The sequence below is a fragment of the Shewanella sp. SR1 genome, from assembly GCF_020447145.1.
Classification (GTDB): domain Bacteria; phylum Pseudomonadota; class Gammaproteobacteria; order Enterobacterales; family Shewanellaceae; genus Shewanella; species Shewanella baltica.
Map to the genome: position 1 here is coordinate 94495 of NZ_JAJAEF010000006.1, position 15946 is coordinate 110440.

At 45.1% G+C, this 15946-nt stretch carries 18 protein-coding genes; 3 read left to right on the plus strand and 15 right to left on the minus strand.

Annotation, left to right across the window (positions count from 1 at the left end; all coding sequences use genetic code 11):
• Positions 1-48: 48 nt before the first annotated feature.
• The 13 genes from flgL to KV201_RS07430 form a co-directional block, all read right to left on the minus strand.
• The gene (gene flgL, locus KV201_RS07370; RefSeq protein ID WP_226058949.1) at positions 49-1257 is read right to left on the minus strand and encodes a flagellar hook-associated protein FlgL; all 1209 of its coding nucleotides are present in this window, start codon (positions 1255-1257) and stop codon (positions 49-51) included.
• Between the two features lie 11 nt (positions 1258-1268).
• Positions 1269-3188 carry a flagellar hook-associated protein FlgK gene (flgK, locus tag KV201_RS07375; protein ID WP_220777184.1) on the minus strand — a complete coding sequence of 640 codons (1920 nt, stop codon included), beginning with the start codon at positions 3186-3188 and terminating at the stop codon, positions 1269-1271.
• A gap of 40 nt (positions 3189-3228) precedes the next feature.
• Positions 3229-4371, minus strand: coding sequence for a flagellar assembly peptidoglycan hydrolase FlgJ (gene flgJ / locus KV201_RS07380; RefSeq protein ID WP_006082419.1), 1143 nt, complete (start codon positions 4369-4371; stop codon positions 3229-3231).
• Between the two features lie 17 nt (positions 4372-4388).
• Positions 4389-5480: a flagellar basal body P-ring protein FlgI gene (locus KV201_RS07385; protein ID WP_006082420.1), complete on the minus strand. Its 1092-nt coding sequence runs from the start codon at positions 5478-5480 to the stop codon at positions 4389-4391.
• Between the two features lie 11 nt (positions 5481-5491).
• Positions 5492-6166, minus strand: a complete 675-nt coding sequence (gene flgH, locus KV201_RS07390; protein ID WP_012089711.1) for a flagellar basal body L-ring protein FlgH — start codon at positions 6164-6166, stop codon at positions 5492-5494.
• 11 nt (positions 6167-6177) lie between these two features.
• Entirely contained in the window at positions 6178-6966 is a 789-nt protein-coding gene (gene flgG / locus KV201_RS07395; protein ID WP_006085642.1) for a flagellar basal-body rod protein FlgG, read from the minus strand.
• 10 nt (positions 6967-6976) lie between these two features.
• Entirely contained in the window at positions 6977-7720 is a 744-nt protein-coding gene (gene flgF / locus KV201_RS07400) for a flagellar basal-body rod protein FlgF (protein WP_006085643.1), read from the minus strand.
• Positions 7721-7892: 172 nt separating this feature from the next.
• Entirely contained in the window at positions 7893-9275 is a 1383-nt protein-coding gene (gene flgE, locus KV201_RS07405; protein ID WP_226058950.1) for a flagellar hook protein FlgE, read from the minus strand.
• 82 nt (positions 9276-9357) lie between these two features.
• Entirely contained in the window at positions 9358-10128 is a 771-nt protein-coding gene (gene flgD, locus KV201_RS07410) for a flagellar hook assembly protein FlgD (protein WP_220777182.1), read from the minus strand.
• 24 nt (positions 10129-10152) lie between these two features.
• Complete coding sequence (flgC, locus tag KV201_RS07415) at positions 10153-10569, minus strand: flagellar basal body rod protein FlgC (protein WP_006085646.1); 417 nt, start codon at positions 10567-10569, stop codon at positions 10153-10155.
• 2 nt (positions 10570-10571) lie between these two features.
• Positions 10572-10976 (minus strand): flagellar basal body rod protein FlgB, encoded by a 405-nt coding sequence (gene flgB, locus KV201_RS07420; protein WP_011847319.1) that lies wholly within the window; start codon positions 10974-10976, stop codon positions 10572-10574.
• A 143-nt stretch (positions 10977-11119) separates the two neighbouring features.
• Entirely contained in the window at positions 11120-11959 is an 840-nt protein-coding gene (locus tag KV201_RS07425) for a protein-glutamate O-methyltransferase CheR (protein ID WP_006082430.1), read from the minus strand.
• A gap of 99 nt (positions 11960-12058) precedes the next feature.
• Positions 12059-12979 (minus strand): chemotaxis protein CheV, encoded by a 921-nt coding sequence (locus KV201_RS07430; RefSeq protein ID WP_006082431.1) that lies wholly within the window; start codon positions 12977-12979, stop codon positions 12059-12061.
• Between the two features lie 205 nt (positions 12980-13184).
• Here KV201_RS07430 and flgA point away from each other — a divergent pair, with 205 nt between their 5' ends.
• The 3 genes from flgA (at position 13185) to KV201_RS07445 (ending at position 14719) form a co-directional block, all read left to right on the plus strand.
• Positions 13185-13892, plus strand: a complete 708-nt coding sequence (flgA, locus tag KV201_RS07435) for a flagellar basal body P-ring formation chaperone FlgA (RefSeq protein ID WP_226058951.1) — start codon at positions 13185-13187, stop codon at positions 13890-13892.
• A 75-nt stretch (positions 13893-13967) separates the two neighbouring features.
• Positions 13968-14291, plus strand: a complete 324-nt coding sequence (flgM, locus tag KV201_RS07440) for a flagellar biosynthesis anti-sigma factor FlgM (protein WP_006082433.1) — start codon at positions 13968-13970, stop codon at positions 14289-14291.
• A gap of 2 nt (positions 14292-14293) precedes the next feature.
• Positions 14294-14719: a flagella synthesis protein FlgN gene (locus tag KV201_RS07445; protein WP_011847321.1), complete on the plus strand. Its 426-nt coding sequence runs from the start codon at positions 14294-14296 to the stop codon at positions 14717-14719.
• A gap of 142 nt (positions 14720-14861) precedes the next feature.
• Here KV201_RS07445 and KV201_RS07450 read toward each other — a convergent pair whose 3' ends face one another.
• Positions 14862-15311 carry an LPP20 family lipoprotein gene (locus KV201_RS07450; protein ID WP_006085649.1) on the minus strand — a complete coding sequence of 150 codons (450 nt, stop codon included), beginning with the start codon at positions 15309-15311 and terminating at the stop codon, positions 14862-14864.
• Positions 15308-15940 carry a FlgO family outer membrane protein gene (locus KV201_RS07455; protein WP_006085650.1) on the minus strand — a complete coding sequence of 211 codons (633 nt, stop codon included), beginning with the start codon at positions 15938-15940 and terminating at the stop codon, positions 15308-15310. Before KV201_RS07455 ends, KV201_RS07450 begins: the two co-directional genes overlap by 4 nt.
• Between the last annotated feature and the right edge of the window lie 6 nt (positions 15941-15946).

Consider the following 15946-nt stretch of genomic DNA (forward strand, 5'->3'; position numbering starts at 1 on the left):
ATTGAAAACCGTCTTGTTTTAGCGCTTTCGGTTCAGAAGGCATTCGATCTAGATGTAATCAAACAGCGATACGGAACCCACTTTACTAAACACACTGGATACGGCATTGAGTGCGAGTTGTTGCTTCTCAAATTCAGTTATCGCAGTGGCATAATCAAGATCTTCCAATTTGGATAATGCCGAGGTGTTAATCAATTTCTCATCAGTGTGCTTATCAGTATATTTTTCCAGTATCTTTAAACTGTTACCTGATAAGCCTTGCTGCTGACTCATTTGTTTGACACCACTCACAACGTTATTCAATAACTGTGCCAACTCAGACTGCCCAGCAGGCGTCTGCACTTGGTCAGCATTTTCAAAAAGAGCAATCGCCTTATTTAAGGTATTGAAAATGCTAACCTCTGGTTCTTGATGAAGGGTAAAGCTGTCACCTATTTTCGGCTCGCCAGCAATTTTTAGTTCAACACCGTCAAAAGTGACTGGCACAGCGGGATCGAACGCCGCTGCGGGGGAGATGATATTGGCGGGAATCGCGTTGTCGGTAACTTCGACATTAATGCCACCAGCACCATCATCTAGAAATGAAACAGTGTAATCAGAGAGAGAAGGTGTCGCGTTAGCTAGCTTAGCGCTAGATACACTAAAATCACCTTGTTGGGACGGCAAATAATTGACGCTATAATCGCCCATTGCATTGGGTGACTTCATAAAAGCGGTATCTCCAGCCACATTAGTATTAAGCTGAATACCTGTAGCAATCATGCTATTACGAACGCCTGAGTCGCCTGAGTAAATAATTTGACCATTGTTATCGAATTCGAACGGTTTCGTGTCCGTTTTATTACCTGCAAAGAGATAGTTTCCCGATTCATCTTTGGTATTCGCAATCGTCAGTAATTGATCCAGACTTTTACGCAGATCATCGGCAATTGTTTGCCGCTCTGGCTCAGTCATACTGCCGTTAGACCCCCTTAGCATCATATCTTTCATGCTCGATACTAATGTATCCGCTTGGCCAAGTTGACTTTCGGTCTGTTGTAAGTGATTCGTTGCATAATCAATGTTCTTAATGAACTGATCGACGAGTGCATTTTTCTGATTCAGATTATCAATACCCTGTGACGCCACAGGATCATCACCCGCAGTATTGACTTTCTTACCGCTGCTCAGTTGTTCAAGAATTTTGCTGGTCGCAGTTTGCTTTTGCAGCACACTGGTAATGCTTTGATTAAAGATCTGCGCGGATGATAATCGCATAGTTAAATCTCCTAACGCACTGAGGATAATAAAGTGTCAAAAATCTGCTGTGCGGTCGTCATGATCCGCGCAGAGGCTTGATAAGCTTGCTGAAAACGCATTAAATTTGCGGCTTCTTCATCTAAATTCACGCCCGACTCACTCTCTACTCGCGCATAAGCTTGTTGATACACGGCCTCAGCCGAACCAGTACGCACTTCGGCCGCTTTCGTTTTACTGCCAATGTCGAGCTTAGTGTTCTCGAACACATCCGCTAAGGTCGATTTACCATTATTCATCACTTTACTTTCGCTCAATTTAGCCATAGCAACAGCATTGGAGTTATCGCCCTCGGCAAAGGATAAATCGAAGGTAAATCTGTCATTGCCCGCTGCAGCTGTACTATCTACTTCGAAGGTAAAACCAAAGGCGCTGATACTCGGTGGGGTATAAGTTGTAGCAGCCCCAAGTGATGTTCCTGCGGCATCGAATGCTTCATAGGTGGGTGGCGCGACAGTGGTGTCGAGTTTGATCGTCAATTCACTGCCCGTCACAGGAAAATTTGCGGCATTTCGATTGCCAATTTGAGTCAACTTAACTTGGGTATTGCCCGAGTTAGCGGCATCAGCGGTAATCTTTGGGGATGCGGCGGCAATGCCTTTAGGGTCTTTCATAACAACTTCAATGCCATTTGAAGCACCCGCTGTCGGGCGAATGGCAAAACGATCCCCCGACGCCATAGCGCCCGCTTTTATGTCAATTGAAAATCCAAAAGTCGAGCCTGATAAAGTCAGCGGTGTTATCACCCCCGTTTCCGTATCTCTCAACTCATAAGAAGCTGGCGCAGTACTGACACATGACAGCTCGTAGGCACCGCCAGTTAATAAATTAGTGTCATCGATGGTGACGCCTAACGTTGCATTGCCCGTATTACCAGAAAAACCTGCTACACGACCCAAGGACATCATAGGATCGTTGATATCTTTGAAGATATTGGCGCCGACTTGACCATTGAGGTCAATGCCTTGCGCTTGCATTTTGTTAAAGTTATCAGCCACGCCCAAAGCTAATTGGTCAAGCTCATGACCCGCGGGAATTAACGTCTGGTCACGAAAGTCAAACATAGCTCCTAGCTGACCGCCAAGTTTACTTGGGTCAACTGTGACGCTTTGCGAACCAATACTTGAATTAAGCTGTAACTCTTTGGGAAATGGGTTACCCGCTTGAGTGCCCATACTCATGGCAATCTCACCGGAAACTAGCATCACAGAGCCACCGAGCATGATACTCTTGGCGCCATTTTCTTGCGGGATGACATTCACTTGGGCGTACTGGCTTAATTCTTGAACGAGTGCATCTTGCTTATCGAGTAACTGCGCATCTTGATTCGGTGACTTCATCAGCTCTAGGTTTAAGTTGGCAAGTTCTGTACTGATCTCATTAATACGCTTAGTCATGCCGGTTATCTGGTCATTGGTTTGATCGAGCTGACCATTCAAATAAGACTGCATCTGATTCAGGCTACTCGCGACTTGCTGCGCATTCGTTAAGGTCGAGCTGCGGATGCCCAGGTCTGTGGGTAAGTCTGCCACGCTATTCATACCTGAAAACAGGTCATTTAAGCTTTGTGGCACAACGTTGCCTATCTTAGAAAATAGCTGATCGAGTTCACTCAATTTACCGTAGCTGGCTTCGGCGGCACTGAGCGTTGTTTGGCCAATGCGCAACTCTCTTGCGGCATAGTCATTGTAGATACGCTTAACGTCATTAACGTAAGTTCCAGTGCCATAAAAGCTATTGCCTAAACGCTGTGATTCTAGAGTCGACTGAGTTGCCACTTGTCTGTGGTAACCCGCGGTATTTGCGTTAGCAATGTTATTACTGGTGACACCCAGTTGCGACTGGGAGGCAAGCACTCCAGTTCGCGCAATATTCAGCAGATCAACGGCCATTAGTTGACACTCCTATGAACAAACAGGGTTGTAAGGTTCATCATTTGTCTTCTCCTGGCAGAATTGATTTCAGCTCTTCGCTGATGGACTGCATCACTTTAATGACTTTTTCAGCATATCGAGGATCTGTGGCATAACCCGCATCCTGCAAAGCTCGAATAAACTGAGTTGGCGAAGCCGCCACTTTCTTCGCATCTTGATAACGATCGCCTTCGGCAATGAAGGACACAAAATCGTTGAAGCTATGCTCAAAGTCACTGTAAACACGGAAGTCGGCTTTTTGCTGCACTGCCACACCGTGTTCGAATTCTAAGGTGCTGACGTTCGCCTTATCGCCCTGCCAACGGCGATCAGCTTTAATATTGAATAGGTTATGACTTGGCGCGCCGTTATTACCGCGAACAATTTTTTGTCCCCAGCCGGTTTCAAGTGCCGATTGCGCCAACAATACTTCTGGTTGGGTACCTAATGCTTTTGCCGCTTTTTCGGCATGTGGGTATAAGGTCGCCAAAAACTCTTCTCGACTACCGAAACGGACTATCTTCTGGGTTTCCCTAAAGGCCGCCGTCGGCAAAACTTGGCCGCTAATCACAGGGTCGACGACAGAAAGTGACTGTTCGCTCCAGCTTGGCTTAGGTGTATCAATTGCCAGTAAACGATTTGGCGTATCAATGTCCATTGATGAGTTTGCATCCATGGCTCTATCAGGCTCAAATGCTGGTCGAGCAATGGCAGCGGGTACGCCATGATTAATAACTGTGGATTCAACCGCTGGCGCGACTGCACTCTGCATTGGCACGTTAAGCGCTTTAGCATCATGGAGCATTTTCATACCGCCATCGTCGCGTAATACCGATGCTGGCGTAAAATGACTGGTTTCAGGGGAGAGTTGCTGCACCATCATATCGGCAAGGCCCAATACCCCTTTGTCAGATAAATCGACCGATAACTGCTGATCGCGCATCTGCTCGTAAAACTTAGTGTATTGGCTATTGAGAGGACTATCAGACTGAAAAACCGCATTGGCATCGCGCATACTTTTCATCAGCATTTGCACGAAAATACCTTCAAATTGTTGGGCGACCTTTTTCAAGGCGCCCTTCTCATCCTTCTGTGCCTGGGCGCGGAGTGAATCTAAGCCGCCCAGGTCAAGAAAATGTGATGAACTTGAAAGCTTTTCCATGATTTTCCCGACAGAAATTAGATGATGATAAGTTCACCATGCAAAGCTCCTGCCACTTTTAACGCTTCCAGTATTGCTAACACATCTGAAGGGGCTGCACCGACCAAGTTAACCGCTCTAACCAGCTCATCCAGCGTAGTGCCAGGATTAAACATAAACATACGGCGGTCACTTTCTGTCGCTGTAATCGTACTATTGCTCGTGACGGTTGTTTGACCATTGGCCAAGGCGTTTGGCTGTGAAACCTGGGTTGCCTCAGCAATCGTGACTGTCATGCCGCCATGGGTAATCGCCGCTGGGAGTAAGCGCACGTTTTGCCCAACCACTATGGTTCCAGTGCGTGAGTTAACGATCACTTTGGCAGATTCTTCTGCGGGAATAACATCGAGGTTTTCAAGCGTAGCTAAAAAAGACACCCGTTGTGATACATCACGCGGAGCACTGACCTGCACAGATGTCGCGTCTAAAGGACGCGCCATATCAGGGCCTAATAGCTCATTAATCGCATCGGCCATCCGTTGTGCGGTAGAAAAATCAGAACGACGTAAGTTAAACGTCAAATAATCGCCGGTTGAAAATGGGGTCGCCACACTGCGCTCGACAATCGCGCCATTGGGTATACGGCCAACAGTTGGAGTATTTTGAATCACCTTTGAACCATCTAAACCATCGGCACTAAAACCACTCACCACTAAGCTGCCTTGGGCTATCGCATACACATTACCGTCAACGCCTTTCAAAAAGGTTTGCAATAAGGTGCCACCGCGTAAACTTTTTGCTTCGCCTAAGCTAGATACGGTGACGTCAAGATCTTGACCCGGTTTTATAAAGGCAGGCATGTCCGCATGTACGGCAACCACAGCGACGTTTTTAATCTTTGGTTTGACGTTGTCAGGAAGATTAATGCCGAAATTTTTCAGCATAGTCATAAAGGTCTGCTCGGTATAACTGGTTTTCTCACCCGTTCCCGGCAAACCAACCACTAAGCCATAACCGATCAACTGGTTACTGCGTACGCCCTGCACATTGGCAATATCTTTAATTCGTTCAGCCTGACTAGGTAGAGAAAACACTAGCACGGCAACGGCTAACACCAGTTTATATTTCATGATACGACTCCTTAGAAGGGCCACCAGTCGCTCATAAAGAACTGGCTTAACCAGCCCACTTTTTGAGCATCTGCGAAAGTACCTGTGCCACTGTATTGAATACGGGCATTGGCCATTCGCGTTGAATCGATAGTGTTATCGGGTTTAATGTCCTGCGAGCGAACCAGACCTGTGACGCGAATAAACTCATCACCGTTGTTGATTGAGATCCATTTTTCGCCGCGGATCACTAAGCTGCCGTTGTTCAGCACTTGCATCACGTTTGCCGAGATGCTGCCATCTAAACTATTGCTCTGATCCGCATCCGATTCACGCTTAGTGTTCATGCTATCTTTATAACGTAAATCAATTGGCACTCCGCCAACGGAGATATTACTACCACCGGCGAAGATAGGATCTAAGCTCATGTCAGAGCCTTTTTTGATCTGATTGCCTGCACTCTTCTTAGCTTGAGTCGACTCTTTCAAAACGATAGTGATAATGTCGCCAACTTTGTGAGCACGTATATCCGAATACAAGCTAGATGCTTGACTGTCTTGATAAATAGAACCAGTCGCAGCAATTTTTGTCGGCGGTGCCTCTGGATATACCGGCGCATAAAAGGGATCATCCGCAAGGGGTTTCTTTTGCGTCGAGCTACAAGCTGCAAGCAATAACGCGACGGCCAACACAAGATATCTAGCCATGATGTTTGCCTCTATAAATTCTGAGTCACGTAAGACAGCATCTGATCTACCGCTGAAATCACTTTGGAGTTCATCTCGTAAATGCGCTGACTTTCGATAAGGTTCACAAGTTCTTCGGTCACGTTAACGTTAGAGGTTTCTAAGGCGCCTTGGCGAATCGCTCCCATGCCATCTAACGAAGCAGTACCTTGAATTGGCGTGCCACTCGCACCGGTTTCCGTGTATAGGTTTTGTCCCATAGGATCCAGACCCGATGGATTAATAAAATCCGTCATAGTCAACTGACCCACAACTTGGTTCTCTGCTGTACCTGGGGTTTTCACTGAAACTTCACCCTCAGCGGAAACGGTAATACTGGTCGCATTGTCAGGAATCGTGATCGCGGGTTGCAGCAAGTAGCCAGAACCTGGCGTCACAATCTGGCCCGTATCGTCTAAGGTAAACTGACCATTTCGGGTATAGGCCGCAGTACCATCGGGTAGCTGGATTTCAAAAAAGCCGGGGCCTTCAATCATCAGATCCAATGAGTTATCCGTAGTCAGCATGTTGCCTTGGGTAAACATTTTCTGTGTAGCGACGACTTTGGTACCCGCACCTATGTTTAATCCATTAGGTAACTTAGTGTTAGAAGCGCTGACACCGCCCGCTTGGTTAACTGTTTGGTAAAGCAAATCTTCAAATACTGCGCGACTTTTCTTGTAGCCCACAGTGCTGGCGTTCGCCACGTTGTTCGAGATCACCGCAATGTCAGTTTGCTGTGCGTCTAAGCCAGTTTTACTAATCCATAACGCCGGATGCATAATCTATCTCCTAACTAATACGCATTAATGAAGATGAAGCGCGATCATTTTCTTCCGCGGTTTTCATCATCTTGACTTGCAATTCAAACTGACGCTGAAGGTCAATCAAAGACACCATTTCATCGACAGGGTTTACGTTACTGCCTTCCACTGCGCCACTTTCAACCCCTACGCTAGGATCGGCAGGAGCGATATTCCCTGACACAAGCCGGAACAATCCATCCTCACCGCGCATCATCTCGGCATTACCTGGATTAACGAGTTTCAAGCGACCAACTTCTTCCACCACTTCAGCGGTAGCGCCCTGAGGTCGAACAGAAATAATGCCATCCTGAGAAATTGAAACTTTCTCGATAGGGAGCGGCAACACTATGGGACCGGCATCCCCCATAACAGGATTTCCCCTGTCATTGTGTAGTAAACCCGTAGAGTCGAAACTTAAACTACCAGCGCGGGTATAGGCTTCACTGCCATCTTTTGCCTGCACGGCAAACCAGCCGTCGCCTTTAATGGCAACATCGAGATCTCGTCCGGTCGTTTTTATTGGACCTGAGCGAAAATTTGCTGACGGAGACTCTGTCATCGCAAACACCCTTGTAGGCAATCCTTCACCGAAGGCCTGCATCGAGCGAGCTTGCGCCATATCGGATTTAAAACCGTCGGTATTAGCATTGGCTAGGTTGTTCGCACGGAGCGCCAGCTCATTCATATTTTGCTTGGCGCCACTCATGGCGACATAAAGGAATTTGTCCACAGACTGCTCCGTCAAATTTTCTACATGACAATAGCAAAGCAAGCATCGTGCCAATAAAGTTGACGTTTAATTTACTGATAGAATTGAAGAATAAGGAAATGAAGTGAATTGATAGCAGGATAAAGGCTAAGTGTTGCCACTGGCGGCAACACTTAGTTAAACAAAGTAATGATTAGCGGATTTGTAATACGGTTTGTTGCAGCGTGTTATTCACTTCAAGGGTACGAGAGTTCGCTTGGAAGTTACGCTGCGCCGAAATTAAATCGACCAGTTCAGTCGTTAAATCGATGTTCGATTGCTCTAACGCCGATGAACTGAGACTACCAAAAGTTCCACTATTGGGCTCACCCGCTAACGCAGGACCTGAAGCTAAACTGGCTTTCCACGACGTATTCCCCACTTGCGTTAAACCTTGTTCGTTAGCAAAACGAACTAAAGCAACCCGTGCTAAAGCAACGTTCGAACCGTTAGAATAGCTTGCTGTAATTAGGCCATCAGCACCAATTTCAACGTTAGTTAAACGACCAACCGTCGTACCATCTTGTTTCAATTCAGTCGCCGCAAAAGGATCTGCATATTGCGTTGGCGCATTGAACTTCACTGTTAATGCTTGAGTGCCATCCGCTCCAGCACCTAATACACCAGCTGGTTTATTACCAAGTGGCGCCGTAGTAATAACTGCAGGATTACTGTCAATATAGGCTCCAACTGAGTTAAACTTCAGCACCGCCCCCGTCCAGCCACCAGCAGTTTGCGCTGAAACACCACCACCGCCCGCAACAGGTGGCACATCTGGACTACCGTCACCATCAGTATCCACATCGTATTTACCTGCAGGGCCATTTAAATTTACAGGTTTATTATCAATAGCATAATAAGCCACCCAATTACTCTCACCATTATATGCACCGTCTTTAGGCTTCACAAAGTACGTGGTCATGATGTGGCCCTCACCGAGTGAGTCATAAATAGTCATTGAAGTGACATTGTTATAAGTTTTTGGATCGGTGTGGTCAAATAAAGCAGGATCTAGGGCTTCAGCTTTAGCATTTAAGTTCATTTGTAAAGTAACATTCTCAGTCTTTACTGAACTACCTGCAGTATCGGGAATTTGTACAGGCTTAGCCGTGGTTAAACTCACAGATGTTGAGTTGCCGTCTTTATCCACAGGGAAAGTCTGTAAATAATTACCAGCCGAATCCACCATGTAATTATTAGAATCTACTTTAAAAGCGCCTGCACGGGTGAATGCGTGATCTAATGTTCCTAATTCAGAGGACGTTACAAAGAAACCACCACCTTTGATTGCCAAGTCGAGGGAGTTATTCGTCAGTTGTAAGCTGCCTTGATGGAATTGCTGTGCCACTTGACTCGTTGCAACACCACCACCAACAGCAGTTTTAGCATTTGAAAAAATAGAATTAGCGTACACATCCGCAAATTCAGCACGGGACTCTTTAAAGCCAATGGTGTTCGCATTAGCAATGTTATTCGCCGTAGTGTTTAAATCTTTCTGCGCGGCAGCAATGCCACTCAATGCAATGTTAAACGACATAATTCACCTCTACACTTGACTCAATTCATTGATGAGCGACTTACGCCCAATTCGGATGCTGCAAAAATTCTTTTAGGCAAACTTAGGTTTCAGATACAGCTAATACATCGGTTAACTTGATGCCCATACCGCCTCTCAAGTTAAGAATGGCACCAGTACTGGCCGTACCAAGAGAGACACTGGTCACATGAGCATAGGTCGAGACTGGCAATTCTTGGGATTTCCCATCCACTAACCCACTCGCCTTGATCGAATAGTTACCTGCGGTTACAGGTTTTCCATCTTTATCGAGGCCATCCCAGTTGACATCGACATTGCCCCCCTTGCTGCCATCAACTTTAAAGGTGGTCACAACTTGGCCTTTATCATCCTCAACACGTACAGTAACTTCAGGAATTTTAGCTGGCGTGCTAATCACACCTTTTATTGTTGGGCTTTCAGCTGAAATGTTACCTGTATCGGTTGGGATCAATACCTTGCGACCAACAAGTCCTGATGCCTGCAATGCTTGGCTCGACGTCATAACACCGTTTAAATTAACGATTTCATTATTCAACTTAGTAATACCATCAACCGTCGAGAATGATGCCATCTGCGCAATCATTTGGTCGTTGTCGACGGGCTTAAAAGGGTCCTGCATCGATAACTGTTGGCTTAATAACGAGAAAAAGTCATCTTGAGTTAACTGTTGGCTTTTCGCTTCCGGTACTATCGAATCTTTTGGCAGTCGTATGCCATCAAGAAACGGATTACCCGTTGAGCTGGTTGATGAATTGGTCGTCACAGCATTTGATTGACTCTTATTTTGAGCCGTCTGCGCCGATGCTTGGTTAATTTGATTAATGAGGCTCACAGCTTACCTCCTAAGTAACACATGTTATTTACCCATCCCAAGTGTTTGTTGCAGCATAGACTTAGCTGCTTCAGCGACCTGAACATTCATTTGATATGAGCGCGAAGCAGAAATCATATCTGCCATTTCTTCCATGACATTAACATTCGGTTTATAAATAAAGCCGTCCGCATCCGCCATCGGATGATCGGGCGAGTATTCTTTTAGTAGTGGTTTATCACTTTCAACAATGCCTTTTACCGCAACACCTTGAGAGGCTTGTTGCTGACTTTGCGCTTTGGCCATTTCAGCTTCAAAAATAGGATGACGGGAACGATAGGTCTTATCTACGCTACTCGAGACGGAATCAGCGTTAGCTATGTTACTCGCCGTGGTGTTCAACCTGACCGATTGAGCCGACATTCCCGAGCCAGCAACATCAAATATGCTAAATAAACTCATGATTAATCCCCTCTCAGCGCTTTCTTCATGCCACTAAACTTACTGTCTAAAAAACCAAGCGACATTTGATATTCAAGGGCATTTTGCATAAATGCCGATTGTTCCTGTTGGATATCAACAGTATTACCATCACCGGTATCGGGTTGATTTGGCACGCGGAACTTAACAAATTGACCAGTCAACTCAGCAAGACCAAAATGCTTGTCTGTCTCTTGCATTTCAAGACTATTACGCTGCTGTTGTTGGCCACGGGCGGCCTGCATTGCCGCAGAAAAATCTACATCACGGGCTTTATAATGTGGCGTATCGGCGTTAGCGATATTGCTCGAAATGACTTCAGCTCGCTGCGCTCTAATACCGAGAGTGTACTGATGCACACCCAGTGCATTATCAAAATTGATCGCCATAAAATTGCCTCCTCGTGTTACTCACGGAAATAAAGCAATTCATGTGCCAACATAGGAGAATAATGAGAATAACAATAGGGATGAGCAAGTGATGGGTAAAAAATTACCGACAAATGTCGGTAATTTTCTTTAAAGCAGCAGACTTAAGTCTTTTTCTGGTAATAAATCCCAGGGTTACAACGGACCATGTCAAACTCATCCGTTAAACCAGCAATAGATTCAGAAGCACCGAGAAATAGAATCCCTTTTGGATTAAGAGCGGCAGCGAATTGCCGCAAAATTTTTGCCTTTGCCTCAGGCGCAAAATAAATCAGCACATTGCGGCAAAAAATAATGTCGAACTTACCAAGTAAGCTATAACTCTCAAGCAGATTATGTGCCCTAAAGTTCACTAAACGCTTAACATTATCCTTTAACTTCATATTGCCTGAAGGCAAAGCATCAAAAAACTGACGCTTACGCTCCTCGGATAAACCGCGCGCTAATGCCAAACTATCGTACTCAGCATTTTTGCAACGTTCCAACATGGAAGGCGATAAATCCGTGGCTTGAATTGACGCACTACCCGCAAGCGCACCAGGCTTCTTTTGTTGATACTCAAGAATCGTCATCGCCAGTGAATAGGGTTCTTGCCCAGACGAACACGCGGCCGACCAAATCTTAAGTGGACGACCTAAACGACTGTACTCAGGTAACAAAACGTTATGCAATAACTCAAATGGATAACGATCACGAAACCAAAGGGTTTCATTGGTCGTCATAGCATCGATCACTTCAGCCCGAAGCGCACGCTCCGTTGGCTTCATCGAATGCTTAACCACATCGGATAAGGATGGCAGGTTATATTTCCCCATCAGAGGAGCAAGACGACTGCGCACCAGATATTGCTTATTTTCACCCAGTACGATGCCGCTGTGTTGCTCTAAGAACAACCTAAATTGATTATATTCAGCTTCAGCGAGTGATTTATTTGGCACATTCACATCCTAAATCCTATAGCAAGCACCAAAATCAGTGCGAAACCATCATGTTATAAAGTCGAGATTATAGCGTAAAGCGTATCTAGGTACTAACTACTGCACTTACAAACTTAAGTGTTTATTCACGGCAGCAGCCAGTTCGTCGGGATTAAACTTAGCGATAAAGTCATTGGCCCCCACTTTTTGAACCATTGCCTGATTGAATACACCACTTAACGACGTGTGCAGTACCACTTTAATATGCTTGAGCTTAGGATCATCTCGGATCTCAGCGGTCAGGGTATAACCATCCATTTCAGGCATCTCAATGTCTGAGATAATGAGAGGGATTTCATCGGCAACATTGTCCATTTCTTTGGCGATTTCTTTAAGCTTATCTAATGCTTCTCGACCATCTTTAGCGGTATCAATTTGTAAGTTCAATGACTCGAGTGAACGAATAATTTGCTTACGCGCCACGGCAGAATCATCGATAACCATAATATGGTAATGCTGGGTTCTGTCGAGGGTCAGCTTTTCATTGGCTTCTTCACTGATAGCGGTTTTAACCGGTGAAATCTCATCTAAGATTTTTTCTACGTCGAGAATTTCAACCAATTCACCTTCAATCTCAGTCACTGCAGTCAGATAAGAATAACGACCGGCACCTTGCGGCGGAGGCATAATCGCTTCCCAATTCATGTTGATAATCCGCTCAACAGAACTGACCAAGAAACCTTGAACACTGCGGTTATATTCAGAAATAATGATGAAACAGTTTTCTGTACTCGCTAAAGGTCTACCACCTGTTGCCGCACTCAGATCAATAACTGAAATAGTCGTACCGCGAATGTGCGCGACACCTTTAACATAAGGATTAAGTTTAGGCAAAGTTGTCAGTGGCGGGCACTGCAGTACTTCTTTCACCTTAAACACGTTAATCCCAAACCGTTGACGACCGTTTAATTTAAAAAGCAGCAATTCTAAACGGTTTTGACCAACGAGCTGGGTTCGTTTGTTGACTGAATCAAGAATACTCGACATAACTCTGCCTTGTTGTTCTGTTTATGTACGGCCCTATGACTCGTTTGAGTATAGGCATATTAATTGCTTACGTGTTATCTATCGATAAACATAGTCGAAACTGAGTCAATCTTCTGACAGTGATGCAAATTATTATTACAGTGGTCAGCTTCGAACTTGATAAAAGTATAGGTGCATTCTGGCGTTACAAGCTAGTCTCTTCATTATGAAAGTAAATTTAGTCTGTTTTTTTAGTGTTTTCGCCCTCTTCATGCCCGCTTTTGCGAGTGCAGAGCCTATTGTTCCCACCGTATCGGCCATCTCAGAATTAGCTAAAGCGCTTATTTCAGAAAAGATATCCGTGCCCGCTAATGCCAAAGTCGATATTTCGCCGCAAATAGTTGACGCAAGAATGCTGTCGTCACAATGTTCGTCGCCGATTAAGGTTGAATTGGCTAGTGACAGGGAAATTAGCCGTAATAACACCCTAAAAGTCAGCTGCGATACGCAAGAGCTTGCTTACCCTTGGCAGATTTATATCTCGGTTAGAGTGGATATTTTATTCCCCGTTGTTGTCACAACTGAAACCTTAGCGCCTGGCGAACTCATCTCCCCTAGCCAAGTTGAAATCCGTTACATTGAGCAAAATAGTTTACGGGGCGCTGAATTTGATGACCCAAGTAAATTAGCTGGTGTGCGAGTCAAACGACGCGTCTCGAAGGATAATCCTATATTGAGCAATAACTTATGCTTCGTGTGTAAAAACGACTCGGTATCTATTTATGTTCGTTCTAACTCATTCGAACTTAAAACTGCGGGCGAAGCCCTACAAGATGGCAATAAAGGCGATCGGATCAGAGTCAAAAATAGCAGTTCAAACAAAGAACTAGATGCTATAGTCACGGGCATTGGCGAAGTTGAAGTAAGAATGTAAAATAATCTAAAGCTTTTTTATAAGCTGCCGATACCCCAGTTAAGAAATCCCGTACACACGACGCTGGAGCCGAAAATGGCAATTGATATTAGCAAACTCAACACTGCAACGACCACACAAGTTCGTTCAGGTGCAACTAAAACTAGCAGCGATCAATCTGCTCAAGTTGCCACAAAATCGACAACACCACAAAGAAGCGACTCAGTGGTGATTACAGCGCAAGCGCAACAACTTCAAGGAGCTCAGACTAAAATGGCGAGCCTTCCTGAAGTTGATCAAAAGAAAGTGGCCGAAATTAAACAGGCTATCGCCGAAGGCCGCTATAAAATTGACCCTGAAAAGTTGGCTGCCAATATTGCAAGTTTTGAAGCCGAACTTAATGACTTGAATAAAGAGTAACTATGACTGAAATAGCTAAACTGGTAGATCTACAACACGCCCATTTGGCTGTTCTTAAGCAAATCATACTCAAGGAAAAAGGCGCTTTGGTTGACCAAAACGCCGATTTACTGCTTTCTCTTGCTAACGAAAAATCACAATGTCTGAAAGAACTCAAGACTAATGACGATATTCTGGCAAACCACACTGATAAGTCTCAACTCACTCAGCAAACCGAACTCGTGCATAAAATGGCCGTTGTCAAAGACGCATTAACTGAATGCAAAGAACTGAACGATCAAAATGCCAGTTTAATTGAGATGAATTTAGCCAGTCTCAATCGCTTCGCTCAAGCTTTACAAGCCAGTAGAAACGCCTCCAGCCTTACGTATAACGATAAAGGCAAGACCTCAACTATCTCAAGTTTAGGCAATGATTTAAAGGCCTAACAGGCGCATCAATTCCTACTCTGTATTTCCCGCTTCTAAGCTCTGCTCTGATTAAAGATTAGACTTTGATACTTGTGCAGAAAAAGAAAAGCCGCATAACTACTCGCATAGTACGCGGCTCAATAGAGTCATGTAGAAATGACTAGAAATACGTGACTTCTTTCACTCGCTGTGGACGACTCTGTTGTTGATACAGCGCCCATACCTGTGAAAAATCCAGTTCTAACTCAGTGACATAATGATCGCCAGCCGGATAACTCTTAACGACCCGCGCCCCACGGATCACGCCAGAAACCGACGCTTTAACATTATCGTCCGTCAACATCCAATCACTGACACTGCTGTTTGCCGTTATTTTCTGCCCATAAACTTGTTCTGCTAATTCACGATAGGCCACAATTTTTGATGCTTGCATGGCCATCAACACTCTTTGTGATTGTTCTTTAGCCGGTTGAGTAGCTAAGGGCGCATATCCTATGGCCGTTAACTTAGGAAAACTCGGCGGCGGCACATCTTCCCATTGCACATATCTATCTTTAGCAGCGCAGCCAGTTAGCATTAGCGCCGCAATAACTAAAAGGTAGCGTTTCATTTTCCATCTCCTAAAACACGGACTTCATTCATGCCTGGACTCGCCTGACGATATAAGATGCCATTTTGTGACACAATTTGCTCCGAAGGCTGCATGTAGTTTGCCAACTCTTTTTGAGTCACAAAAGTTTGAGAGGCCGATACCACACGATTGTTACTTATGTTCACAATCCGAGTATTGATCGCCATACCATTGGTAACTGGGCTCATAGTCGATACAACAAGATGCTCAACGGGAAGATTTTTCGACAATTGTTGCCAATCTCGCGTCAAAATAAAATCCCCATTAGCCGTCACTCTCAAGCCATCAGCTAAATTTAAATCCACTACATTAAACTGAAAGCTATGGAGCGACGTCATTAATCCTTGCTGTAACTGCTGCGCCAACGCATTTGTGCCATTCATGTCACCCACTAATACTGGGGTGGCGACGACAATTGGTTGATCAGAACGCAGAGCATCATTTTGCTTAACGAGCTCTGTCACAATTCGCTGTGCTAAATGGTTGATCACTGCCGTTGGCGGCAACCCATTGCCATCCACTAAACTCGGCTTGGGCGGTGTAACCGATTTAGCCACACATCCACCTAACATCAGTAATGTTAAGGGAATAATCACACGCTTTAGCATTGGATT

Bases quoted from the DNA above. Each gene is read 5' to 3' on its own strand.
- flgL (WP_226058949.1), bottom strand. From the start codon at position 1,257: ATGCGATTATCATCCGCGCAGATCTTTAATCAAAGCATTACCAGTGTG.
- flgK (WP_220777184.1), bottom strand. From the start codon at position 3,188: ATGGCCGTTGATCTGCTGAATATTGCGCGAACTGGAGTGCTTGCCTCC.
- flgJ (WP_006082419.1), bottom strand. From the start codon at position 4,371: ATGGAAAAGCTTTCAAGTTCATCACATTTTCTTGACCTGGGCGGCTTA.
- KV201_RS07385 (WP_006082420.1), bottom strand. From the start codon at position 5,480: ATGAAATATAAACTGGTGTTAGCCGTTGCCGTGCTAGTGTTTTCTCTA.
- flgH (WP_012089711.1), bottom strand. From the start codon at position 6,166: ATGGCTAGATATCTTGTGTTGGCCGTCGCGTTATTGCTTGCAGCTTGT.
- flgG (WP_006085642.1), bottom strand. From the start codon at position 6,966: ATGCATCCGGCGTTATGGATTAGTAAAACTGGCTTAGACGCACAGCAA.
- flgE (WP_226058950.1), bottom strand. From the start codon at position 9,275: ATGTCGTTTAACATTGCATTGAGTGGCATTGCTGCCGCGCAGAAAGAT.
- flgC (WP_006085646.1), bottom strand. From the start codon at position 10,569: ATGAGTTTATTTAGCATATTTGATGTTGCTGGCTCGGGAATGTCGGCT.
- flgB (WP_011847319.1), bottom strand. From the start codon at position 10,976: ATGGCGATCAATTTTGATAATGCACTGGGTGTGCATCAGTACACTCTC.
- KV201_RS07430 (WP_006082431.1), bottom strand. From the start codon at position 12,979: ATGTCGAGTATTCTTGATTCAGTCAACAAACGAACCCAGCTCGTTGGT.
- flgA (WP_226058951.1), top strand. From the start codon at position 13,185: ATGAAAGTAAATTTAGTCTGTTTTTTTAGTGTTTTCGCCCTCTTCATG.
- flgM (WP_006082433.1), top strand. From the start codon at position 13,968: ATGGCAATTGATATTAGCAAACTCAACACTGCAACGACCACACAAGTT.
- KV201_RS07445 (WP_011847321.1), top strand. From the start codon at position 14,294: ATGACTGAAATAGCTAAACTGGTAGATCTACAACACGCCCATTTGGCT.
- KV201_RS07450 (WP_006085649.1), bottom strand. From the start codon at position 15,311: ATGAAACGCTACCTTTTAGTTATTGCGGCGCTAATGCTAACTGGCTGC.
- KV201_RS07455 (WP_006085650.1), bottom strand. From the start codon at position 15,940: ATGCTAAAGCGTGTGATTATTCCCTTAACATTACTGATGTTAGGTGGA.